At 73.0% G+C, this 23,151-nt stretch carries 16 protein-coding genes and 3 tRNA genes; 13 read left to right on the top strand and 6 right to left on the bottom strand.

What is annotated here, in order from left to right:
- Positions 1 to 269: 269 nt before the first annotated feature.
- Positions 270 to 1,796: an acyl-CoA synthetase gene (locus tag ACICHK_RS13920; protein WP_406837147.1), complete on the top strand. Its 1,527-nt coding sequence runs from the start codon at positions 270 to 272 to the stop codon at positions 1,794 to 1,796.
- Positions 1,789 to 3,180, top strand: a complete 1,392-nt coding sequence (locus ACICHK_RS13925) for a carboxyl transferase domain-containing protein (protein WP_406837148.1) — start codon at positions 1,789 to 1,791, stop codon at positions 3,178 to 3,180. Before ACICHK_RS13920 ends, ACICHK_RS13925 begins: the two co-directional genes overlap by 8 nt.
- 90 nt (positions 3,181 to 3,270) lie before the next feature.
- Here the strand turns inward: ACICHK_RS13925 and ACICHK_RS13930 are convergent, their stop codons facing one another.
- Positions 3,271 to 6,924: a S8 family serine peptidase gene (locus ACICHK_RS13930; RefSeq protein ID WP_406837149.1), complete on the bottom strand. Its 3,654-nt coding sequence runs from the start codon at positions 6,922 to 6,924 to the stop codon at positions 3,271 to 3,273.
- Between the two features lie 284 nt (positions 6,925 to 7,208).
- Here ACICHK_RS13930 and ACICHK_RS13935 point away from each other — a divergent pair, with 284 nt between their 5' ends.
- From ACICHK_RS13935 to ACICHK_RS13965, 7 genes are all read left to right on the top strand, one after another.
- Positions 7,209 to 8,246, top strand: a complete 1,038-nt coding sequence (locus ACICHK_RS13935) for a rod shape-determining protein (protein WP_151468145.1) — start codon at positions 7,209 to 7,211, stop codon at positions 8,244 to 8,246.
- Between the two features lie 21 nt (positions 8,247 to 8,267).
- The gene (locus ACICHK_RS13940) at positions 8,268 to 9,872 is read left to right on the top strand and encodes a GAF domain-containing protein (protein ID WP_406837150.1); all 1,605 of its coding nucleotides are present in this window, start codon (positions 8,268 to 8,270) and stop codon (positions 9,870 to 9,872) included.
- Between the two features lie 354 nt (positions 9,873 to 10,226).
- Entirely contained in the window at positions 10,227 to 10,463 is a 237-nt protein-coding gene (locus tag ACICHK_RS13945; protein ID WP_151468143.1) for a hypothetical protein, read from the top strand.
- Positions 10,464 to 10,679: 216 nt separating this feature from the next.
- Entirely contained in the window at positions 10,680 to 12,020 is a 1,341-nt protein-coding gene (locus tag ACICHK_RS13950) for a GH25 family lysozyme (RefSeq protein ID WP_406837151.1), read from the top strand.
- Positions 12,021 to 12,058: 38 nt separating this feature from the next.
- Complete coding sequence (locus ACICHK_RS13955) at positions 12,059 to 12,466, top strand: hypothetical protein (RefSeq protein WP_406837152.1); 408 nt, start codon at positions 12,059 to 12,061, stop codon at positions 12,464 to 12,466.
- Positions 12,467 to 12,500: 34 nt separating this feature from the next.
- Positions 12,501 to 12,914: a hypothetical protein gene (locus ACICHK_RS13960; RefSeq protein WP_406837153.1), complete on the top strand. Its 414-nt coding sequence runs from the start codon at positions 12,501 to 12,503 to the stop codon at positions 12,912 to 12,914.
- Positions 12,915 to 12,959: 45 nt separating this feature from the next.
- Positions 12,960 to 13,739 carry a D-Ala-D-Ala carboxypeptidase family metallohydrolase gene (locus tag ACICHK_RS13965; RefSeq protein ID WP_406837154.1) on the top strand — a complete coding sequence of 260 codons (780 nt, stop codon included), beginning with the start codon at positions 12,960 to 12,962 and terminating at the stop codon, positions 13,737 to 13,739.
- 235 nt (positions 13,740 to 13,974) lie between these two features.
- Here the strand turns inward: ACICHK_RS13965 and ACICHK_RS13970 are convergent, their stop codons facing one another.
- The 4 genes from ACICHK_RS13970 to ACICHK_RS13985 all read right to left on the bottom strand — a co-directional run bounded on the left by ACICHK_RS13970 (position 13,975) and on the right by ACICHK_RS13985 (position 15,891).
- A complete protein-coding gene (locus tag ACICHK_RS13970) occupies positions 13,975 to 15,093 on the bottom strand; it encodes a helix-turn-helix domain-containing protein (RefSeq protein ID WP_406837155.1) in 1,119 nt (372 codons plus the stop codon).
- Between the two features lie 407 nt (positions 15,094 to 15,500).
- A tRNA-Ile gene (locus tag ACICHK_RS13975) sits at positions 15,501 to 15,574 on the bottom strand.
- A gap of 166 nt (positions 15,575 to 15,740) precedes the next feature.
- Positions 15,741 to 15,813, bottom strand: a tRNA-Asn gene (locus tag ACICHK_RS13980).
- A gap of 5 nt (positions 15,814 to 15,818) precedes the next feature.
- Positions 15,819 to 15,891: transfer RNA gene (locus ACICHK_RS13985), tRNA-Asn, on the bottom strand.
- A gap of 144 nt (positions 15,892 to 16,035) precedes the next feature.
- Here ACICHK_RS13985 and ACICHK_RS13990 point away from each other — a divergent pair.
- The 4 genes from ACICHK_RS13990 to ACICHK_RS14005 all read left to right on the top strand — a co-directional run bounded on the left by ACICHK_RS13990 (position 16,036) and on the right by ACICHK_RS14005 (position 21,738).
- A complete protein-coding gene (locus ACICHK_RS13990; RefSeq protein WP_103548717.1) occupies positions 16,036 to 16,341 on the top strand; it encodes a hypothetical protein in 306 nt (101 codons plus the stop codon).
- A gap of 70 nt (positions 16,342 to 16,411) precedes the next feature.
- Positions 16,412 to 17,857 (top strand): FGGY family carbohydrate kinase, encoded by a 1,446-nt coding sequence (locus ACICHK_RS13995; protein WP_151468061.1) that lies wholly within the window; start codon positions 16,412 to 16,414, stop codon positions 17,855 to 17,857.
- Between the two features lie 168 nt (positions 17,858 to 18,025).
- Positions 18,026 to 19,759, top strand: a complete 1,734-nt coding sequence (locus ACICHK_RS14000; RefSeq protein ID WP_406837156.1) for an ABC transporter ATP-binding protein — start codon at positions 18,026 to 18,028, stop codon at positions 19,757 to 19,759.
- Positions 19,759 to 21,738, top strand: coding sequence for an ABC transporter ATP-binding protein (locus ACICHK_RS14005; RefSeq protein WP_406837157.1), 1,980 nt, complete (start codon positions 19,759 to 19,761; stop codon positions 21,736 to 21,738). Before ACICHK_RS14000 ends, ACICHK_RS14005 begins: the two co-directional genes overlap by 1 nt.
- A gap of 72 nt (positions 21,739 to 21,810) precedes the next feature.
- Here the strand turns inward: ACICHK_RS14005 and ACICHK_RS14010 are convergent, their stop codons facing one another.
- Complete coding sequence (locus tag ACICHK_RS14010) at positions 21,811 to 23,139, bottom strand: RNA polymerase sigma factor (protein ID WP_406837158.1); 1,329 nt, start codon at positions 23,137 to 23,139, stop codon at positions 21,811 to 21,813.
- Between the last annotated feature and the right edge of the window lie 12 nt (positions 23,140 to 23,151).

The raw sequence follows: 23,151 nt of genomic DNA on the forward strand, positions 1-23,151 counted from the left end.
CTCGAGAAGGGGCGGCGGGGACTGACTCACCAAAGGTCTCCCGGCAGTTGATTCATCAAGTTGTGACGCGAGGCCGACACTACGTGTCCGGGTCCGTCCACGCCACGGTTACCGATCGATCGTTCCCGGTTTCGGAACGATCCTCACGACGCCCGCGCTCCCCCTCCACGTCCTCGGCGCGAACAGACGGCCGACCGACCGGTCCGAAAGCGGCATCGTGTAGGAAGAGCCTGTCCCTCCCGGTGAAGTCCTCTCGGCAAGGAGTCCTCGTGTTCTCCCTCTTCCCGGCCCTGGTGGGCGGTTCGGTCGCGGACAGGTCCGCGCTCCGCTTCGGCGACCGGTCCCTGACGTACGCGGAACTGGCCGCCCGCGCGGGAGCGCTGGCCGCACGGCTCGACGGGCCCGGGAGGGTCGCCGTCTGGGCGACGCCGACCCTGGAGACGGCCGTCGGTGTCGTCGCCGCGCTGCTCGCCGGGGTGCCGGCCGTACCGCTGAACCCGAAGTCCGGGGAGGCGGAACTCGGCCACATCCTGGGCGACAGCGCGCCGTCCCTGGTGCTCGCGGCGCGGGGGGACCGGCTTCCCGCTCCGCTCGGGGCGCTGGACCGTGTCGACGTCGACGCCGGGACCGCGGCGGAGGCGGAGGAAGCGGCCTCCGGGGCCGCGGGGACCCCCGGCTCCGCCGCGCCCGCCGGGACGGTCGCCGATCCCTCCGCCCCCGCCCTGGTCGTCTACACCTCCGGCACCACCGGTCCGCCCAAGGGCGCGGTCGTCCCGCGCCGGGCGATCGCCGCGACCCTGGACGCCCTGGCCGACGCCTGGCAATGGACCGGTGACGACGTACTGGTGCACGCCCTGCCGCTGTTCCACGTGCACGGGCTGATCCTCGGCGTCCTGGGCCCGCTGCGGCGCGGCGGGTCCGTACGGCATCTGGGCCGGTTCAGCGCCGAGGGCGTGGCGCGGGAGCTGGACTCCGGGGCGACCATGCTGTTCGGGGTGCCGACGATGTACCACCGGCTCGCCGAGGCCCTCGGCGAGGACCCCGCCCTCGCCAAGGCGCTGGCCGGGGCGCGGCTGCTGGTGTCGGGCTCGGCCGCGCTGCCCCCGCACGACCACGAGCGGATCAGGGCCGCGACCGGCCGCGGGGTCGTCGAGCGGTACGGCATGACGGAGACCCTGATGAACACGAGCGTCCGGGCGGACGGCGAGGTCCGCCCCGGCACGGTCGGCGTGCCGCTGCCCGGTGTCGGGCTGCGGCTCGTCGAGGAGGACGGGACGGCGATCGCCTGGTACGAGGCCGACGGCACCCCGGCCGGGGCGCACGACGGCGAGAGCGTCGGCGAGATCCAGGTGCGCGGGCCGAACCTCTTCACCGAGTACCTGAACCGGCCCGACGCCACCGCCGCCGCCCACACCGCCGACGGCTGGTTCCGCACGGGCGACATGGCGGTCGTCGATCCCGACGGCTCGGTCCGTATCGTCGGCCGCAAGAGCACCGACCTGATCAAGAGCGGCGGTTACAAGATCGGCGCGGGCGAGATCGAGAACGCGCTCCTCGAACACCCCGGGGTGCGCGAGGCCGCCGTCGCCGGAGAGCCCGACGCCGACCTCGGTGAGCGCGTCGCCGCCTGGATCGTCCCGTCCGAACCCCAGGAGCCGCCGTCCGCCGAGGAGTTGGCCGACCACGTGGCCCGGCGCCTGGCCCCGCACAAACGGCCCCGCACCGTGCGCTTCATCGAGGATCTGCCCCGCAACGACATGGGCAAGGTCCTGAAGCGGGAGCTGCCGCGTGACTGAACGGATCTCGGCCCGCGAGGCCATCGCCCTGGTCACCGACAGCTTCGCCGAACTCCCCGTGCCCGAAGGGGAGTTCCCGCCGGACGGTCCGCTCTCCTGGAAGGGGTACGGCGAGGCGCGGGCCCGCGCGGCCGCCCGCACCGGGGAGGAGGAGTCCGTCGTCTGCGGCACCGCGACCTTCGGGACGGCGAGTTTCGGCACGACGATCGACGGCAGGGATCCGCTCGGTCCGGTCACCGCGGTCCTCGTCGCCTTCGAGTTCGGCTTCCTCGGCGGTTCCCTCGGCGAACGCACGGGTGACCGTCTGGAGGCCGCCTACGACCACGCCCGTACGCACCGGCTGCCCGTCGTCTCGCTCGTCGCCACGGGCGGCAGCCGGATGCAGGAGGGCATGCTCGCGCTGACCCAGCTCCAGCGGGTGGCGCGGCAGTCGGCGCTCACCCGGGAGGCGGGGCTCGCCCAGATCGCGGTCCTGCGGGACCCGACGACGGGCGGCGGCTGGGCCACGCTCGGCGCGGGCGCCGACGTGACCCTGGCGCTGCCGGGCGCCCAGGTCGCCTTCGCGGGCTCCCGGGTCCGCCCGCCCGACGCGGACCCGGCCGCGTACACGGCCGAGGCGCAGGTCGCGGCGGGCTCGGCCGACGCCCTCGTGCCGGCGGACGGACTGCGGGAGGCGCTCGCCCTGTGGCTGGACCTGCTCACCCGGCCCTCCGCCGGGGCGGCGCCCGTCCCGGCCGCGCTGGGCGAGGCGACCGGCCCGCCCGCGACCGGCTGGGAGGCGGTGCAGCGTGCCCGGGCCGCCGGACGCCCGCGGGCCGAGGCCTACCTGGACGCGTACTTCACCCGCAGGGCGGCGATCCGCGGCGACCGCTGCGGCGGCGCCGACGACGGCGTGCTGTGCGGCTTCGGCCGGACGCACGACGGGCGGACCGTCGCGTACGCGGCCCAGCGCGGGACCCCGACCCGTCCCGCCGGATACCGCACGGCCGCCCGGCTGGTCCGGATGGCGGGACGGCTCGGCGTCCCGGTCCTGACGCTGGTGGACACCCCCGGCGCCGCGAACGACGCGGACGCCGAGCGGCAGGGGGCCGGCCCGGCGATCGCGGACCTGTTCGCGGCGGTCGCCGGCGCCCGGACCCCCGTCACCACGCTGGTGATCGGCGAGGGCGGCTCGGGCGGTGCGCTGGCGCTGGCCGCTCCCGGCAACACCTGGGCCACGCCGGACAGTTACTTCTCCGTCATCGCTCCGGAGGCGGCGGCCGCGATCCTCAAGCGGCCCGCCGGCGAGGTCCGGGCGACCGCGGACCGGCTCCGGATCCGGCCCCAGGACCTGCTGGACCTGGGAGTGATCCGGGGCATCTCGCCGCACCGCCCCACGAGCTGAAAGGACGGGCGGCCGCCGGCTCCTCCCGCCCCGAGGAAGCCGACGGCCGCCCGGCGGACGGAGGGACCGTCTCAGCCGCCCGGCGGACGGTCACCGCACACCCGTCGCCCGCACGGTCTCCTGGACCACCGAGCCGCCCCGGTCGTCGTGGGCGAAGGCCCGCAGCGACACGAAGCGGGCCCCGCACGGCACGTCCAGCGTGCCCTTCCAGCGCGCCTCGCCCTCGCCGGTGAGCGGGACCGTCTTCCAGGTCGTCCCGTCGTCGTAGGACACCTCCAGCCCGCCGCCGGTGATGGTGCCGGTGTCCGGCGCGCCCTTCACGTACTCGGCGTGGACGCCCACGGGGACCCTGCCGCGGCGCACGTCGCCCGCGAGGTCGGTGCCGAGGTCGTAACCGAGGTTGATGAGCGGGAGGAGGGTGAAGTGGTCCTCGGGCGTGGCCGCCGAGCGGACGGTCCACCCGGTGCGGCCCCGGACGGCGAGCCTCCAGCGTCCGGGGTCGAGGGCCGTGTCCGTGACGACCTCGTAGGTGTGCTCGTCGGCGGGCGCGTCCCGGACGTACACGGCGGGGCCCCGCTGCCGGGAGAGCAGGACGCCGTCCTGGCGGACCTCCGTGAACTGGGTCATCCCGCTGTCGTCGCTCCACACGTCGCCGGAGCCGGTGTGGTCGGGCCCGGAGTCGCCCCAGCCTGGGGTGTTGAACCGGATCCGGTCGCCCGCGCGCTGCTGGCCCCAGCCGAGCCCGGTGCCGAGCCAGGGGCGCCAGACGGGCTTGAACCAGTCGAGGGTGTCGCGGGTGCCACCCCGGTAGGAGACGAGGCCGCCGCGCTCCTCCAGCGCCCCGGCGCTGACGTTCACGGACTCCGACCAGGTCTGTCCGGTGCCGGTGGAGACGTAGTCGGTCCGCCGGGCCGGGTAGTCGATCCGCTCCTGGAAGCCGAGGCCGACGGGGAAGGGACCGGCGAGCGAGTAGCGGAACTCGCTGCCCTCGACGGGCTTCGGGGCGTGGAATCGCGTGTCGAGGACGGCCAGTTCACCGCGGCCGGGCGCGTAGGTGAGGCTCCGGTCCGGGACGGCGCCCTGATACCCGTGCGAAAGGTCGTACACATAGGGCGAGTTGCGGGTGCCGGTCATGTCGACGGTCCGCAGGGCGCGCAGGCGCCGCGCGTCCGCCGCGTCGACGGTGGCGATCTGCAGCGGCCGGTCCCGGTCGTCGTCCGTGCCGAACCAGGCGCTGAGGCGTCCCGCCGTGCCGTCGGTGACGAACAGGGCCTTCGCGCCCGCGTCCTGTGCCTCCTGGGCGAGCGCGGCCGGCTCGGCGCCGTCGGCGAGCCGGGCCAGGACCGCCTTGCCGCGCACCCCGGTGAACGGCCCGTCCCCGACGTCGGCCAGCGGCAGCCGGCCGCGGCCCTCGATCAGGGTGCCGCCGGGCTGGACGAGCGCGTCCCTGACGCCCGCGACGTCGAGGAGCGGCTTCCCGAGCCGCCACACGGTCCGGTAGTCGAAGGTGCCCTCGGTGACCTGCGGGGTCGGCGCGGCGAAGACGCTGTCGTACGTCACCGGCACCTGGACCGCGCCGGACAGGTCCGAGCCGCCGCCGGTCCGGTCGTACTCCATGACCAGCTGCCGGGTCTCGGCGCGCCGGCCGACCTTCGCGCGGATCTCCCGCAACGTCCGTGCGTCCAGGGTGACTTCGCGGTCCCGGTCGAGGACGGTCCCGGGCGCGGCGAGGAAGCCGAGGCCGAGCGAGTCGGCGCCGTGGCCGCCGCGCACGTCGAGGAACGACGTGAGGCTGTACGTGCCGGGCGGCAGCCTCAGTTCCAGGGTGCCGGAGTCGCCGACGGACGCCGGGTACGGGTCGGTGTCCCGGGCGAGCCGCTGCACGACGACGTCGGCCGCGGCCGGTTCGCCGTCCCGGTCCACCACATGGACCGTGAGCGTGTGCCGCTCGTCCTCCTCGACCAGCCCGAACGCGGTGTGCGCGACGGGCGTGCCGTCCACCGACGCCACGACCTGTCCCGAGGTCAGGCCCACCGGCGCCTTCGAGCCGTCACCGGTGAGGGTGGTGGACGCGGTGCCGTGCGCGGGCACCGTGAGCGTGGTGTCGGCGAGGGTGGCGACGCCCTCGCCGGCCCCTTCCGCGGCGAGCGTCAGCCCGACCGCCGCGTCGGAGGAGTTGGTGTAGGTGATCGTCCTGGTGACGGGCTCGTCTTCCTCGGGGTTCCGGTGGTGGAAGCCGAGGTCGGCGCCGCCCGTGGCGGTGATCTCCGCGCCGACCGCGTCCGCGGCGCTCACCCGGCCCGCGCCCGAGGTGTAGACGGAGGCGCCGAGCCGCTTCGACGTCGACATCAGCGCGTCCTTGAGCCGGGCGCCCGTCCAGTCGGGGTGTTCCTCGGCGAGCAGCGCGGCCACGCCCGCGACGTGCGGTGCCGCCATCGACGTACCGCTCATGGAGGTGTAGGGGCCGCTGCCGTCGACGAGCCCGGAGCGGGCGGCGAGGATGTCGACGCCCGGGGCCGAGAGGTCGGGCTTGAGCGCGTTGTCGCCGTGGCGCGGTCCGGCGCTGGTGAAGTACGCGGGCTCGTCGGCAAAGTCCACCGCGCCGACGGCCAGGGCCGCGTCGGCGGCGGCGGGCGAGCCGATGGAGGAGGGGGCGCCGGTGTTGCCGGCGGCGACGACGAAGAGGGCGCCGGTCTCCTCCGAGAGGGTGTCGACGGCCCTGGACATGGGGTCGGTGCCGTCGCTCGGCCCGGTCGAGCCGAGGCTCATCGAGATCACCTCGGCGCGCACGTCACGGGCGGCCCACTCCATGCCGGCGATGATCCCCGACTCGCTGCCCGAGCCCTGGTCGCCGAGCACCTTGCCGACGGCGAGCGTGGCCCCGGGCGCCACGCCCCTCTCCAGTCCGCCGGAGGCGGCGCCGCTGCCGCCGACGACGGAGGTGACGTGCGTGCCGTGACCGTTGCGGTCGGCGACGTCCTGCCCGTCGACGAAGCTCTTCGTCCGCGCGATCCGGCCGGCCAGGTCGGGGTGGCCCGCGTCGACGCCGGTGTCGAGGACGGCGACGGTCACGCCCTCGCCGGTGAGCCCGGCCTCCCAGGCCCGCGGGGTGCCGATCTGCGCGTTGCTCGCGGCCATGCCGGCCTCGACGCGCCCGTCGAGCCAGACCTTGCCGATCCCCGTCCGGGAGGTCAGCTGCCGGGTCATCGCCTTCCAGAAGGTCCGGCCCCGGTCCGCGTCGAGTGCCGCGCCGCGGATGCTCGGCAGCGATCGCGTCCGTACCGCTCCGTCCGGCACGGCCGCCCGCGCCTTCGGGTCGTACGTCACGATCAGCGGCAGCCCACCGGTCCGCCGGTCGGTGAACCCCTGGCGTATCAGTCCGCTCACGTCGAACAGCCGCCGGTCGAGGGTGCCCGCCCGCAGATACGGCAGCGCCTCGTCCGGGACGACGGTGACGGTGCCGTCGGCGACCTGGGTGCGCACGGCTCCGGCGGCCCCTCGGGGGCGCACGACGGAGACGGTCCGCTTCCCCCCGCCGACGTCGGTGACGGTCACCCTGTCGCCGGTCACGAGGGTGACGGTGCCCGTGGCACCGGCGGCCCGCGCCGACGCAGGGACACCGGTGTTCCCGGCGCCCCCGGCGTCCGCCGCGGCCGACGCGCCCGCCCGCCCCGCGGGCAGCAGGGCGAGCACGAGGCCGGCTGACAGCAGCACCGCCGGACGTCTCCGTGGTCCTCTGTTCATCCGTGGCCCCTCTTCGTCGGCCGTGCGGGCCGGGCGAAGCCGGCGCCCGGTGCCTGCGAAGAGTGTCGGGGCGCTCGTGCCGCACGGATGCCGACGGGAGCTGGCGGAAAGGCGCCCTGGCGGCTTCCCGCCAGGACATGGCGGCGGAAGCCGCCGGTTCACCCGTCCGGCGGCACCTCGCCCGGCCGTCCAAAAGGGGCACCGGCCCCCGGGCGCCCGCAGGATGCGAGAGAGGGCCGCCGCCCGGCGGAGCCCCATGGCCTGCGCTCTCGGGAGGACCTGACATGACCGCCAGTCTGGAGCAGCTGCGCCGCTGTCACTTCGCCGTCGACCTGGGCGCGGCGAGGACCCGTGTGTGGGTGCGGGGCGGGGGCCTGGTCGTCGATCAGCCGAGTGTCGCGGCGGTCAACACGAAGACGGGCGCGCTGATCGCGGTCGGGGAGTTCGCGGAGAGGATGACGGGCCGTACGCCCGACTACATCCGGGTGGCGCGCCCGGTGTCGGGCGGCACCGTCGTCGACATCGACATGGCGCAGCGGATGCTGCGCCAGCTGCTGGGCGACCGGGTCCGGCGCACGCTGCGCCGCAAGCCCCGGCTGCGCGCGGCGGCCTGCACGCCGCACGACGCGGGCCCGCTGGCGCAGCGCGCCACGGTCGAGACGCTGGTCGGGCTGGGGGCGCGGCGGGTCGAACTCGTCGACACGCTGATCGCGGCGGCGGTCGGCTGCGGACTGCCCGTCGAGGAGCCCGAGGCCACCATGATCATGGTGTGCGGGGCCGCCGCCACCCAGCTCGCCGTGCTGTCGCTGGGCTCGATCGTCACCGCCGAGCGCATCCCGGTCGGCGGTGAGGCCGTCGACCACGCGATCATGCAGCACCTGCGCCACCAGCACGAGCTGATGCTGCCGAGCCAGGCCGTACGGCCCCTGCAGCTCGCCCTCTCCGTGAACGGGCCGAACGCGCCCGGACCGGTCCTGACCGAGATCCACGGGCGGGACGTGGCGACCGGGCTGGCGCGTTCCGTGAAGGTCGACACCGCCGCCGTGCGCATGGCGATCGAGACGCCGCTGACCGCCGTGCTGGACGGCGTCGGCAAGGTGCTGCGGTCCTGCCCGCCCGATCTGGTGGCCGACGTCGCCGACCGCGGGATCATGATGGTCGGCGGCAGCGCGCTGCTCCCCGGGCTCGACCAGATGCTGCGGCAGGCGACCGGTGTGCCCGTCCACATCGCCGAGCGGCCCGACGTCTGCGCCGTCCAGGGGCTCGGCTACATGCTGGAGGGCAGGATCGAGCCGAGGATCCTGAACCCGCTGGCGAACTGACGCGGCGTCCGAGGGTCTCGCGTGACCGGCCCCGTGCCCGGACTCCCGCCCCTCCTCGAAGCGGTCATCGGCGTCGGCACCGAACTCGAACTGCGCGCGACCCTCCAGCGGATCGTGGACGCCGCCGCCGAGCTGACCGGGGCCCGCTACGCGGCGCTGGGGATGAGGGAGCCGGGACGGGACGGGCCGGTACGGATCCGCACGGCGAGGCCGTACCCGCCGCGGAGCGGCCCTTCGTCCGGGGCGTACGGCCCCTCCGGTTCCTCCGTGCCCGAGTCCGGGTACGAGTCCGAGTCCGTGCCCGAGTCCGACATCTGCCTTGACGTTCCCATCCGGGTCGACGACGAGGTGTTCGGCAACCTCTACCTCGCGGACAAGTCCACCGGGCCCGTGACCCGTGAGGACGAGCAGCTGGTGCGCCTGCTCGCCACGCAGGCCGGCATCGCGATCGCCAACGCCCGGCTGTACGAGACGGCCCGGCAGCGGGAGCGCTGGATCGAGGGTGCCGCCGCCGTCACCACCGCCCTGCTCAGCGGCGGGACCGGAGCCGACGCGCTGACCACGGTCGCCGACCGCGCCAGGATCCTCGCGGGGGCCTCGGCGGGGATCATCCTCGAACCCACGGACGAGGGCGGCATGGAGATCGTGGTCGCCTCCGCCCCCGGGGACCCCGTCGGCATCGTGGGCGCCACCATCGCGCCCGGCAGCCCCGTCCTCGAACAACTCCTCGGCGGGGAGCCGGTGTTCATCGACGACTCGGCGACCGACCCGCGGATGACGGCCCCGGTGCGGTCCGGGTTCGGGCCGAGCATGATGCTGCCCCTGCAGGCCGAGGGCCGGCTCATCGGCACACTGGCCCTGCCGCGCGGGCGCGGCGACCGCCCGTACACGGAGGTCGAACGCCTGCTGGCCACCCAGTTCGCCTCGCAGGCCGCGCTCGCCCTGGTCCTCGCCGACGCCCGGCACAGCCGTGAACTCCTCGCGGTGTACGAGGACCGGGACCGCATCGCCCGGGACCTGCACGATCTGGTCGTACAGCGCCTCTTCGCGACCGGCATGATGCTGGAGTCCACCCGGCGCAGGAACGCCGCGCACGGGGAGGGCGGCGGGGAGGACGGCGGCGACGGGGCCGAGGAGGTGTCCGCGGTCCTCGGCCGGGCGGTCGACGAACTCGACGCCACGGTCCAGGAGGTGCGCACCGCGATCTTCGCGCTGCAGCAGCCGCCCGCCGACGCCCCCACCACGTTCCGCGGCAAGGTGCTGCGCGAGACGGCCGGCGCGGCGGCGGTCCTCGGCGTCCGGCCGTCCACCCGGTTCGCGGGCCCGGTGGAGAACAGGATCACGGAACCGGTGGCCGGCCGGCTGCTCGCCGTGCTGCGGCGCGCGCTGGCCGCCGCCTCGCGGCGCCCCGGGGTGTCGCGGATCGAGGTCGCCGTCGATGTGACGGTGACCCTGCCGGACGGCCGCCCCGGCGTCCGGCTGACCGTCCACGACGACGGCGGACGGAACGGCGCTTCCCCGGACGCGGACGCCGTCGGCACCGGCGGCGGGAACGGGAACGGGAGCGCGGGCGGCGAAGGCCCGGGCGACGACGGTACGGACGTCATCTGGCAGTCACCCTTGTGACGGCCGGTACGACCGGCGGGAACGCCGGTGCGGGCGGGTCAGTACGGCAGCAGGCGCCCCGACGGCGTCCTGCGGTCGATCGGCGTCTCGCGCGGAGCGGCGGGCCGGCGGTTGACGCGGATCCGGACCTGACGGTTCATGACCCCTCCTCATGACTGATGAGACCGGCGTCCTCGTCGACGCGCATAGACGCATGGTGCCCACGGATGCGCCCCTCCTACCCTCCGAGCAGGATGTTCCGGCACCGGTCCGCGTCCACCGCGTGTCCGCCGCGCGTCCACCGGTCCGCGCCGGGGGCAACGCGCCCGGTCGCGGTCCCTTCCTCCCGGGTCCGTCCGTGGTCACCTGGGAGACATGAACAGCAGACACAGCGAGCGCGTCACGCAGTGGTGGGAAGCCCTGGATCCTTCGGCGCGGAAGACCCTCCTCGACCTCCACCTGGTGGAGGGCGACAGACTGCCCGAGGAGTTCGTGCGGGGTCTCAAGGAGCACGGCATCCACCCCGTCCAGTGGGAGGAGCCGGAAGCCGGGCACCTCGTGCCCGGGGAGCTGGTGGAGTTCCTCGCCGGGAAGCGCGCCACGGGCACCTGACCGTCCGCCCTTCCCCTCGCCCCCGGAACCGGATTCGGTTCCGGTGACGGATCCCCTGTCCCACACCCGTCCCAGAAGTGTTGCGTTCCCGCAGGTCACAGCCGCCCGACTGTCCCGGCGTCCCGTTCCGGACCGAGAAGATCCGGAACGGGACGAGCGCTGCCAGCATGGCCGGCGGCCGGGAGTTCCCGGCCACCGACCAGAGGGGAACACCAGATGGGAACGAGGACGCTACTGCGGGGTCTGACCCTCGCCGTGGCAGCGGTCCTGCCCCTGTCCGGGTCCGCGGCGGTGCAGGCGGCGCCGGCCGCCGCGGTCGCGGTCTGCGGGCACACGACCGAACAGCCCACGCTGAAGCAGGGATCGACGGGGGACGCGACGGTCGAGGCGCAGTGCGAACTCGACCTGGCGACGAAGCCGAGCCGGTACACGCCGATCGCGGCGGACGGCTCGTTCGGACCGGGGACGGAGACCCGGGTCAAGGAGTTCCAGCGGTGCGCCGGGCTGAGCGTGGACGGCGTGCTCGGCCCGAACACCTGGGCGGCGCTGAACTCCTGGGCCGCCCAGCCGCGCACCTGCGCGACCCAGGGCACGGCGGGGACGGCGCAGGCGACCGTGTGCGGCCACACCGACGCGCGTCCGACCCTGAAGAAGGGCGCGAAGAGCGAGGAGGTCAAGGAGGTCCAGTGCCGGCTGAACCTGGCCATGGAGCCGTTCCACTACCCGCCGCTGACCATCGACGGCGACTTCGGGGGCGGCACCGAGGACCGGGTCATCGAGCTCCAGCACTGCGCCAACCTCAGCGCCGACGGCACCGTGGGCCCCAACACCTGGGCAAAGCTGGTGGACTGGTCGAGCCGTAACGCGTACTGCACGCCGCCCCACCCGGCCGGCCACCCGATCGACGGCCTGGACACCGCCAAGTACCAGCACCCCGGCGGCGCGCCGATCGACTGGAAGGCCGTACGGGCCTCGGGCGCCGAGTTCGCGACGGTCAAGGCCACCCGGGGCATGAACGTCACCGACGAGTACCTCGCCACCGACCTCGAAGGGGCCAGGGCGGCGGGACTGGCCGTGGCGCCGTACCACTTCTACACGGGCACGGCGGCCGACACGGGGGCCGCGCAGGCCGACCGGTTCATCGCCGCCGTGCGGGCGACCGGTTACACCGGCAAGCGCGCGGGCGACCTGCCTCCGATCTTCGACCTGGAGCGCATGGACGACGGCAGCGGGCGCTGTCCCACCTACGGCACGGTGGCCGACGCCAAGGCCTGGCTCGACCGGGTGGAGAACGCCTTCGGCCGCGTCCCGATGATCTACACCCAGAAGTCCTTCCTGGACGACTGCATGGGGTCGACCACCGCCTTCGCCCGGTATCCGCTGCAGCTCGCGGACTACCGCCAGTCGATCACCCAGCCTCCGGTGCCGAACGGCTCGGCGACCTGGACGATGTGGCAGTACACCGACGCCGCGATCTTCCCGGGCCTGCGGGCGCCGGCGACGGGCGACGTGTTCAACGGCACCCAGGCCGATCTCGACAAGCTGGCCAACCGGTGATCCCGGCCGTGACCGTCGCCGTACCGAGGAGGATCCCCATGCCCGTCAAGTTCGTCCGCGCGTCCCTCGTCGCCCTGCTCGTCGCCCTGGGCTTCACCGTCCCGGCGCCCGCCTCGGCCGCCCCCGCCGCTGCCGCCGCTGCCGCCGCCACGAGCTGTTACGGCGGAGCGGTCACGGTGCACTACGGGGAGGTGCGCGACTTCGGCCCGTACGTGACCACGAGCCGCTGCACGGACATCAACATGCGGATGACCGGCGGCGACGCCGATTACGGCTGGGCCTGCGTGCACTTCGAGAGGGCCGCCGCCGGCACCTGCAACTACTGGACCAAGATCGGCCGGAGCTGGACGACCATCGCCACCGACGTCCTGAACGGAACCAGGTTCACCGTGCCCAACGGCGTCGACCTGGAGGGCAGTTCCGCCACCTTCCAGATCGCCTTCTGACCCCTCCCGCCCACTTCACCGAACGGAGACCACCATGATCAAGACCAGGGCCCTCGCCTCGGCCCTCATCACCGTGGCCGCGCTGCTGGGAGCGGGTGCCGCGCCCGTCGCCGCACAGCCCTCGGCCGCGGCGACCAGCTGCTACGGCGGCGCGAAGAACCTGAACTACCGCTACCAGGTGGGCCCCAGGGAGTACGGCCCCTTCACCACGTCCTCGCGGTGCGGTGACATCAACATGCGGCTCACCACGGAGGACCAGAGTTTCCTCTACGCCTGTGTGGTGTTCATCGACCACACCGACAAGTGCAACCACGACAACACGTACTCCCTCCACGGCACCCCGTGGGCGACCGTCGCCACCGACGTCAAGGACGGCACCCGCTTCGTCCTGCGCGTCGGCCCCTACGACACCGACGCGCAGAACGTGAACTTCCAGCTCGCCTACTGACCTCTTTCCCGCTCCTTCCCCCACCACCGTTCCGAAAGGACGACGATGACCTTCCTCTTCCGTTCCTCCGGGGGCCGCTCCCTCGAGAGCCGTTCCATCGACCGCCGCAGCATGCTGCGCGGCACGCTGGCCGTCGGCGCCGGCGTCGCGTTCGGCCAGGTCCTGTTCTCCGGTGTCGCGCAGGCCTATTCGTGGTCGCGCACCATGAAGCAGGGCGACAGCGGCGCCGACGTGCTGGAGCTGCAGATCCGGGTCGCGGGCTGGGCGGCCGACAGCGCGAGCCAGAGCCGGGTCGGCCTCGACGGCGACTTCGGCCCCGGCACGCTCGCGGCCGTCAAGCGGTTCCAGGCGGCGTACGGTCTCGACAACGACGGGGTCGCCGGTCCCAACACCCAGGCGAAGCTCAACGCGCTGGAGCAGTCGGACGGCTCCACGGCCCACTTCAACTGGAGCGAGTTCTACGACCAGGCGAGCGGCAACTTCAACGGCGGCAAGGTGAGCGCGGTGCAGGTGAAGGAGAACGCCCGGCGCTGCATGTACAAGCTGGAGGCGCTGCGCAAGAAGCTGGGCGACAAGCCGATCACCGTCAACTCCGGCTTCCGCAGCATCGCGCACAACGCCGACATCGGCGGGGCCAGCGACAGCATGCACCTGTACGGCACCGCGGCCGACCTCGACGTGCCCGGGGTGGCCACCAAGACCGTCTACCAGAAGGCGGAGACCTGCGGGTTCTCCGGTCTGGAGCGGTACACCGTCGACCACCAGCACGTCGACAGCCGGGCCGACCTCGGCCGTGACTGGTGGTGGGAGAGCGGCACGGTCTGACGCCGTACCGGGTCGCCCGGAGCCGGGCCTCCGGCTCCGGATGATCCGGAGGCGGAGCACCCGGGTGCCGCGGGGAAGCACCCGGGCGTTCCGCCCTTGCACGTCTCGGCGCCCGGCGTTCGGGCGCCCGGCACTTGGCGTTGGGGCGCCCGGTGCCCGGGCGCCCGGCGTTCGGGCTCGTGTCGTGCTTTCGGGCTTCGGCTCTTCCGGGGCGGCCTTCGCGCCGTCGGCCCTGTCAGCTCTTCGAGGCGCCCTTCGTGTCCTTCGCGTCCTTCGTGTCCTTCGCGTCCTTCAGCGCCGCCTCGCAGGAGGGCCAGTCGTGGAAGTCGTGCCGGGCGCTCCACAGCCGGTGGGCCGCCCGGATGTTCCACTCCGGGTCGAAGGCGCGGCGCGGTGTGCCGCCGAGCTCCCGCAGACGGACGTCGGAGATCTGGAACACACCCCAGTTGCGGCTGCCGTTGGTGTTGGGCAGCACCCACAGCGGGTCGAGGAACGAGGCGCAGCGGGCGACGGCCACGGCGGTGCGGGGGTCCTCGGTGAACACCTCGCGGATCCGCTTCGCCACCCTGTCCTGCGACCAGGCCGCCATGCTCACCTCGTGCGCGTAGAGCGCCTTCTTGGTGGGCTCGTCGACCACGCTGCTGGCCGGCATGCCCGCCAGCACCTGGAACGCGGTCAGTCTGCGCAGGGTCTCGGGCCCGAAGTCCCCGTCGACGGCGAGCCTGCCCCCGGCCCGCACCAGCAGTTTCTGGACCTCGCGCACGCACTCGTCGTGCTGCCCCATGCTGACCGTCCCGCACGCGGAGGAGTACAGCAGTCCGTCCCGGGCCGGCGGCGGGTCGTCGGCGGGCATCCACACGAACCCGGCGACCAGCCCCGTCACGGCCACGACCGCGGTGGCCAGCACCGCGAAGCGGGAGGACAGCCTCTCGGGCATCCGGGGCCGTCGCGGCTCCCCGGCCCCGGCGGGGGCGGTCTCCGGCGGGACGGCGCCGTCCGGTCCGGGGTCCGTCCGCGCGGGCACGGCGGAACCGTCCGGTTCCGGCACCGGTTCCGGGGTGTCCTCCGTGGTCACGGCGGCTGCGGCGGGTGCGGCGGGCGTGTTCCGCTCGATGTCCGCCAGGGCCCACAGCCGGTGCAGCTCGCGGAGCTCCTCCGTACGGGCGCCGCACACCTTGGCGAAGGAATGGACCACCCGGTAGTCCGTCGGGACGCCGAGGCCGGAGCAGTACCGATGCAGACTGGAGCCGCTGACGCCCGCTTCCTTGCCGAGGCGGTCGTACCCCCGGCCGCTGCGGTCCTTCAGCTTCCGAAGGCAGGCGGCGAACTTCTCGGTTTGCGAAGAGGCAGCCACGCATCCACCCTTGCTCAGGCCTCTACTGACGGGTAGAAGCTACACCGCGGAAACCTGTGCGCGCCCTTTGAGTGGCGGAATGCGATCGTCAACGATCGCTTGGAATACGGCACTTGAAAGAAAGTCAGCGGCCGGGGACGTCATCGCCGCAGCTCCCCGGCCCCACCCCGCCGCTCGGCCGCCACGGCAGGACCGACGGCGGCTTCGGGAACGACGGCTCGACATCACTCGGGCGGTCACTTCGGAACGGTGGCCCAGGGGGCGTGGACACATGGAACGGTGCCCCAGAGGGGTGTGGACGCACGGACCGCTGCCGACACCCCGGCCTCCGGAACTCGCCTCGGGCCTCGGACCTCGGGGACGGCCGCCCCGGAAGCCGGTGACGGCCCCGTCCGAGGCCTGCGCGGTGGGGCGGGTGGGACTCGAACCCACGGCCGACGGATTATGAGTCCGCTGCTCTAACCGGCTGAGCTACCGCCCCGTTACGGCGCGCCGCGCACATTTGTGCGCGCCGTCTGCCGCAGCATAGCCGCTCATACGATCTCCTGCTCCGGCTGGTCTGCTTCGCCGTGACCAGGAGACCTTCGGCATGCCCTGAGCGGTGTCTGCGGACATGAAAAAGGACCCCGAAGGGCCCTCTCTCGTTGCTCTCCCGACTGGACTCGAACCAGTAACCTGCCGGTTAACAGCCGGCTGCTCTGCCAATTGAGCTACAGGAGATCGAGCTCCCCCGACTGGACTCGAACCAGTAACCTGCCGGTTAACAGCCGGCTGCTCTGCCAATTGAGCTACGGAGGATTGATCTCTGCATCGAACGCACCCACCTGGGTATTCGCCAGGGGGCGTGCGCTCTCTGCGACACATACATTAGCGCAAGCAGGGGGGTGCTTTGCCAATCGGTTCCCTCCGTACCGATGCCGACGCAAGGGAAGGGTGGCCGTCATGCGCTACCGGCTCACGTTCGTCGCCGGACTGGCCCTGGGTTACGTGCTCGGCTCACGGGCCGGGCGCGAGCGCTACGAACAGCTGAAGAAGTCCATGCGCCAGGTCGCGCAGAACCCCGCGGTGCGCAACACCGCCGAGACCGCCGCCCAGCAGGGCCGTGAGATCGCGGGCAAGGCGCTGCACACCGTGGGCGAGAAGGTGGGCGACCGCGTCCCCGCCTCGGTCTCGGGCCGGGTGCGCTCCCTGCGGGAGCGCACGGCGGACGGCACCGGCGAGGACGACTGGGGCACCAGCAACACCTAGGGATCCCGGTGGCGCCGGTCCTTGTGAGGCCCGGCGCCACCGGCTCCCGTCGTACGGCAGAATTTCCGCCATGGGGATAGTCGCCGGGCTGGACAGTGCGCCCGATTTCACTCGCATCGTCGTCTGCGACACGGACACGGGTGCCGTGCTGAGGCAGGGGTACGCGCCGCATCCGGTCGACGGCGCCGGCCGTTCCCCCGACGTGGACCCGCAGGCCTGGCTGCTGTCCCTGGGCGAGGCCGCCGGGGGCGGACTGCTCGAAGGCGTCCAGGCCATCGGCGTGTCGGCCCAGCAGAACGGGCTCGTCCCGCTGGACCCGCAGGGCGGCACCGTGCGCCCCGCGATGGTCGGCGGCGACAAGCGGGCGCAGGTCGCGGCGGCCGACCTGATCGACGCGCTCGGCGGGCGCGAGGCATGGGCACAGGCGGTGGGCAGCGTCCCGGGGGCCGCGCAGCCGGTGACCAAGCTGCGCTGGCTGAGCAGGACCGAGCCCGAGGCGGCGCGGCGCACCAGCATGCTGCTGCAGGCCCACGACTGGCTGGTGTGGCAGCTCCTCGGGCGACCCGTGCGCAGGACCACGGACCGGGGCGGCGCCTCGGCGACCGGGTACTGGTCGGCGGCGACCGGCGCGTACCGGCAGGACCTCGTCGAACTGGCGCTCGGCCACCAGGCCGGGCTGCCGGACGTGCTCGGTCCCGCCGAGGCCGCCGGGACCACTCCCGAGGGACTGCTGATATCCGCCGGGACCGGCGAGACCATGGCGGCGGCGTTCGGGCTCGGCATCGGGCTCGGTGACGCCGTGGTGTCGCTGGGCGCCTCCGGCTCCGTGATGGCCGTCCACCCCGAGGCGCTGGCGGACTCCACCGGCATGATCACCTCCCTGGCGGACGCGACCGGCATGCACCTTCCGGTCGTCACCACGCTCAACGCCGTACGGGCCCTGCGCGGGGCGGCCGAGCTCCTCGGCGTGCCGGACCTGGAGGGCCTGTCCGAGCTGGCGATGAAGTCGACGCCGGGCTCGCACGGACTCGTCCTGCTGCCGTACCTGGAGGGCGAGCGCACCCCGAGCCTGCCGCACACGGCGGGGACGCTGACCGGTCTGCGCCGGGAGTCGATGAAGCCCGAGCACCTGGCGCGGGCGTCCTTCGAGGGCATGCTGTGCGGGCTCGCGGACGCGCTGGACGTGCTGCGCGGCCGGGGCGTCGACGTACGCCGGATCTTCCTCCTCGGCCCGGCGGCCGAGCTGCCCGCCGTCCAGGCCATGGCGCCCGCGCTGTTCGGCGCGCAGGTCGTCGTGCCGCAGCCCGCGGACTACGCGGCGCTCGGCGCGGCCCGTCAGGCGGCCTGGGCGCTCGGCGTCTCGCAGGGCACGCTCGACCCCCGGACCCCGCCGATGTGGCAGGGGCCGGTCGCCCAGGTGCTGGAGCCCGGTGAGGAACTCGCCGTGGGGCAGGCCGTACGGCAGCAGTACGTCTCCGTACGCGAACAGACGCATCCCGGGGCGTTCCGGGTGTGAGCCCTCCTCGGACGTACGACCGAAGGCGGAGGCCGCGTCCTTTTTTGGACCGCTCTTGGATTAATCGGTTGGGGTAACGCGGGGGGAGTGCCCGACGATAGGGGGTGGTGCGTGCATCATGCACACCCTGTCGGTCACCCCGCCGTCCACGATTCCGAGAGACCCCGCGTGCTCATACGACTCCTGCGGACCCACCTCAGTCCGTACAAGAAACCCATCGCCATGCTGGTGCTGCTGCAGTTCCTGCAGACCTGCGCCACGCTCTACCTGCCCACCCTCAACGCGAAGATCATCGACAACGGTGTCGTGAAGGGCGACACGGGCTACATCCTGACCTTCGGCGCCCTGATGATCGGCATCTCGCTGGCCCAGGTCGTCTGCAACATCGGGGCCGTCTACCACGGAGCCCGTACGGCGTCCGCGGTGGGCCGGGACGTCCGGGGCGCCGTCTTCGACCGCGTGCAGTCCTTCTCGGCGCGCGAGGTGGGCCACTTCGGCGCGCCGTCGCTGATCACCCGCACCACCAATGACGTCCAGCAGGTGCAGATGCTCGTGCTGATGACGTTCACCCTGCTGGTGTCGGCGCCGATCATGTGTGTGGGCGGCATCATCCTGGCCCTCGGCCTGGACGTGCCGCTGTCCGCGGTGCTCATCGCCGTGGTGCCGACGCTCGGCATCTGCGTGACGCTCATCGTGCGCCGGCTGCGCCCGCTGTTCCGCACCATGCAGGTGCGTCTGGACACCGTGAACCGGGTGCTGCGCGAGCAGATCACCGGCAACCGCGTGATCCGCGCGTTCGTGCGCGACGGCTACGAGAAGGACCGCTTCAAGGGCGCCAACACCGAGCTGACCGAGACGTCGCTGGCCACCGGCCGGATGCTGGCCCTGATGTTCCCGATCGTCATGACGGTGGTGAACCTGTCGTCCATCGCGGTGGTCTGGTTCGGCGCCCACCGCATCGACAGCGGCGGCATGCAGATCGGCGATCTGACCGCGTTCCTGGCCTATCTGATGCAGATCGTGATGTCGGTCATGATGGCCACCTTCATGTTCATGATGGTGCCGCGCGCGGAGGTCTGCGCCGAGCGCATCCAGGAGGTCCTGGACACCGAGAGCAGCGTGGTCCCGCCCGTCGCGCCGGTCGTGGAGCTGCGCCGGCACGGCCACCTGGAGATCCGCGACGCCGGGTTCCGCTACCCGGGCGCCGAGGAGCCGGTCCTCAGGTCCGTCGACCTGGTCGCCCGCCCCGGCGAGGTGACCGCGGTCATCGGGTCGACGGGCAGCGGCAAGTCGACCCTGCTCGGCATGATCCCCCGCCTGTTCGACGCCACCGACGGCCAGGTGCTCGTCGACGGCGTGGACGTCGCGACCATCGACCCCAAGCTGCTGGCCAGGACGGTCGGACTGGTCCCGCAGAAGCCCTACCTGTTCGCGGGGACCGTCGCCACGAACCTGCGGTACGGCAACCCGGAGGCGAGTGACGAGGAGCTGTGGCACGCGCTGGAGGTGGCGCAGGCCAAGGGCTTCGTGGAGGCGCTGGAGAACGGGCTGGACTCCCCGATCGCGCAGGGCGGCACGAACGTGTCCGGCGGCCAGCGCCAGCGCCTGGCCATCGCCCGCACCCTCGTGCAGCGCCCCGAGATCTACCTGTTCGACGACTCCTTCTCGGCCCTCGACTACGCGACCGACGCGGCGCTGCGCGCGGCGCTCACCGAGGAGACCGCCGAGGCGACCGTGGTGATCGTCGCCCAGCGGGTGTCGACCATCAGGGAGGCCGACCGGATCGTGGTCCTCGACGAGGGCCGGGTCGTCGGCACCGGACGGCACCACGAACTGATGGCGGGCAACGAGACCTACCGGGAGATCGTGCTCTCCCAGCTGACGGAAGCGGAGGCCGCCTGATGGCCGGGCCCATGGGACGCATGATGGCCGGGGGCGGCCCCGACCAGCGCTCGATGGATTTCAAGGTGTCGGGCCGACGGCTCCTCGCCCAGTTCAAGCCCGAGCGCGCCACGCTGTACGTGATGCTGGTCGCCGTCGTGCTGAGCGTGGGGCTCTCGGTGGTCGGCCCGAAGATCCTCGGCCGGGCCACCGACCTGGTCTTCGCGGGGATCGTCGGCCGTCAGATGCCCGCCGGGGCCACCAAGGCCCAGGCCCTCGACTCGATGCGCGCGCACGGCCAGGGCGCCGTCGCCGACATGCTCTCGGGGACGGACTTCACCCCCGGCCAGGGCATCGACTTCGACGCCGTCGGACAGGTCCTGCTGCTCGCCCTCGGCACGTTCCTGCTGGCCGGCCTGCTGATGGCGGTGGCGACGCGCCTGGTGAACAAGGCCGTCAACAAGACGGTCTACCGCATGCGCGAGGACCTGCAGGCGAAGCTGTCGCGGCTGCCGCTGTCGTACTTCGACAAGCGCCAGCGCGGTGAGGTGCTCAGCCGCGCGACGAACGACATGGACAACATCCAGCAGACCCTCCAGCAGTCGATGGGCCAGCTCGTCAACTCGCTGCTGACCATCGTGGGCGTGCTCGTGATGATGTTCTGGGTGTCGCCGCTGCTCGCGCTCGTCGCGCTGGTCACGGTGCCGCTGTCGTTCGTCGTGGCCACCCGGATCGGCAAGCGCTCGCAGCCGCACTTCGTGCAGCAGTGGCGCACCACCGGCAAGCTCAACGCCCACATCGAGGAGATGTACACCGGGCACACCCTGGTGAAGGTGTTCGGACGGGCGGACGAGTCGGCGGCGCAGTTCGCCGAGCAGAACGAGAAGCTGTACGAGGCCGGTTTCCGGGCGCAGTTCAACAGCGGCATCATGCAGCCGCTGATGATGTTCGTGTCGAACCTGAACTACGTGCTGGTGGCGGTGGTCGGCGGTCTGCGGGTCGCCTCGGGCTCGCTGTCGATCGGTGACGTGCAGGCGTTCATCCAGTACTCCCGCCAGTTCTCGATGCCGCTGACGCAGGTCGCGTCGATGGCGAACCTGGTGCAGTCGGGTGTCGCGTCGGCGGAGCGGGTCTTCGAGGTCCTGGACGCGGACGAGCAGGAGGCGGACCCGGCGGTGTCGGCCCGCCCCGAGGAGCTGCGCGGGCGGGTGGCGCTGGAGAACGTCTCCTTCCGGTACGACCCGGAGAAGCCGCTCATCGAGGACCTCTCGCTGAAGGTGGAGCCCGGTCACACGGTGGCCATCGTCGGCCCCACCGGCGCCGGCAAGACGACCCTGGTGAACCTGCTCATGCGGTTCTACGACGTCACGGACGGCCGGATCACCCTCGACGGGGTCGACGTGAAGTCCATGTCCCGTGACGAGCTGAGGGCCGGGATCGGCATGGTGCTCCAGGACACCTGGCTGTTCGGGGGCACGATCGCCGACAACATCGCGTACGGGGCCGGAGTGGAAGGGGCGGCGCGCAGCGCCTCCGGCAAGGGCGGTGGTGGGCGACGGGTGGGCGTCACGCGCGGGGAGATCGAGGAGGCGGCGCGCGCGGCGCACGCCGACCGGTTCATCCGCACCCTGCCCGACGGCTACGACACGGTGATCGACGACGAGGGCACGGGGGTCAGCGCGGGCGAGAAGCAGCTGATCACCATCGCGCGGGCGTTCCTGTCGGACCCGGTCATCCTGGTGCTCGACGAGGCGACCAGCTCCGTGGACACCCGGACCGAGGTGCTGATCCAGAAGGCGATGGCGAAGCTGGCGCACGGGCGGACGTCGTTCGTGATCGCCCACCGTCTGTCGACGATCCGGGACGCGGACACCATCCTCGTGATGGAGGACGGGTCCATCGTGGAGCAGGGCGCCCACGCGGAGCTGCTGGAGTCCGGCGGAGCCTACGCCCGCCTCTACCAGGCCCAGTTCGCCCAGGCGGTGGCCGAGGTCGACTAGGGCCGGCTCTCCCTGGACCCCTCGCTCCGGTGTTCGAGGAGCGGGTCTCCGGGGGCAGCGCCCCCGGAGACCTCAGTCCAGATAGCCCCGGAGCTGGTCGGCGAAGGCGTGGTCCCGCAGCTTGTTGAGGGTCTTCGACTCGATCTGCCGGATGCGCTCGCGCGTCACGCCGAAGATGCGGCCGATCTCCTCCAGGGTCCGCGGCCGCCCGTCCGCCAGCCCGTACCGCAGCTGCACGACCTTCCGCTCCCGCTCGCCGAGCGTCGACAGCACCGCGTCCAGATGCTGCCGGAGCAGCAGGAACGCGGCGGACTCCACCGGGGACGTCGCGTCGCCGTCCTCGATGAGGTCACCGAGGGCCACGTCGTCCTCCTCGCCCACGGGGGCGTGCAGGGACACCGGCTCCTGGGCCAGCCGCAGGACCTCGCTCACCCGTTCGCCGGACAGGTCGAGCTGGGCCGCGACCTCCTCGGGCGTGGGCTCGTAGCCGCGCTCCTGGAGCATCCGCCGCTGGACCCGGACCACCCGGTTGATCAGCTCGACCACGTGCACGGGCACCCGGATGGTGCGCGCCTGGTCGGCGAGCGCGCGCGACATGGCCTGGCGGATCCACCACGTGGCGTACGTGGAGAACTTGTAGCCGCGGGCGTAGTCGAACTTCTCGACGGCCCTGATCAGGCCGAGGTTGCCCTCCTGGACCAGGTCGAGCATGGTCAGGCCCCGGCCCACGTACCGCTTGGCCACGGAGACGACGAGCCGCAGGTTCGCCTCGATGAGCCGGCGCTTGGCCATCCGGCCCATGACGACGATCCGGTCCAGGTCCAGGGCGAGCCGGTCGTCCAGGCCGGGGGTGAGCCGCAGCTTCTCCTCGGCGAACAGCCCGGCCTCGACGCGGCGGGCGAGTTCGACCTCCTCGGCGGCCGTGAGCAGCGGGATCCGCCCGATCTCCCGCAGGTACTGGCGGAACAGGTCGGACGAGGGGCCACCGGTGTCGGCGGCGCGGGCGCGGACCGGCTCCACGGGCTCGGGAGCCTCGGTCTCCACCTCCACCTCCGCCCCGGGCCCCTCCGCCCCGGGTCCCTCCGTCCCGGGTCCCTCCGCGAGGGTCTCCACCGGGTTCTCCGGGCCGCTCTCGGGGTGGTGGGCGGCCCGGCGCTGCGCGGGGACCGCCCCGACGACGCCGGGTTCCGCGTCCGTGTCGGCGGTGTTGTCGGTCTGGGCGAGGGTCTGGGTCTGCACGGGGGCGACCTCCAGGGATGTCGCTGCTGAGGCGTGCGGCAGCGGTACGTCGGGGATGGGGTCGACGGTCTCGCCGCTGTCCATCCCGCAGTCGTTTGGCGGAACCGCGGGGATGGGGAACCCGTCGCGTGCGGGTCGGCCGCGCTCCGAGGACTCAGGCACCGGAACCCAGTG

It is taken from the genome of Streptomyces sp. AHU1, assembly GCF_045343905.1.
GTDB classification, from domain to species: domain Bacteria; phylum Actinomycetota; class Actinomycetes; order Streptomycetales; family Streptomycetaceae; genus Streptomyces; species Streptomyces triticiradicis.

Bases quoted from the DNA above. Each gene is read 5' to 3' on its own strand.
- ACICHK_RS13955 (WP_406837152.1), top strand. From the start codon at position 12,059: ATGCCCGTCAAGTTCGTCCGCGCGTCCCTCGTCGCCCTGCTCGTCGCC.
- ACICHK_RS13965 (WP_406837154.1), top strand. From the start codon at position 12,960: ATGACCTTCCTCTTCCGTTCCTCCGGGGGCCGCTCCCTCGAGAGCCGT.
- ACICHK_RS13935 (WP_151468145.1), top strand. From the start codon at position 7,209: ATGACCGCCAGTCTGGAGCAGCTGCGCCGCTGTCACTTCGCCGTCGAC.
- ACICHK_RS14005 (WP_406837157.1), top strand. From the start codon at position 19,759: ATGGCCGGGCCCATGGGACGCATGATGGCCGGGGGCGGCCCCGACCAG.
- ACICHK_RS13950 (WP_406837151.1), top strand. From the start codon at position 10,680: ATGGGAACGAGGACGCTACTGCGGGGTCTGACCCTCGCCGTGGCAGCG.
- ACICHK_RS13960 (WP_406837153.1), top strand. From the start codon at position 12,501: ATGATCAAGACCAGGGCCCTCGCCTCGGCCCTCATCACCGTGGCCGCG.
- ACICHK_RS13995 (WP_151468061.1), top strand. From the start codon at position 16,412: ATGGGGATAGTCGCCGGGCTGGACAGTGCGCCCGATTTCACTCGCATC.
- ACICHK_RS13990 (WP_103548717.1), top strand. From the start codon at position 16,036: ATGCGCTACCGGCTCACGTTCGTCGCCGGACTGGCCCTGGGTTACGTG.
- ACICHK_RS13945 (WP_151468143.1), top strand. From the start codon at position 10,227: ATGAACAGCAGACACAGCGAGCGCGTCACGCAGTGGTGGGAAGCCCTG.
- ACICHK_RS13930 (WP_406837149.1), bottom strand. From the start codon at position 6,924: ATGAACAGAGGACCACGGAGACGTCCGGCGGTGCTGCTGTCAGCCGGC.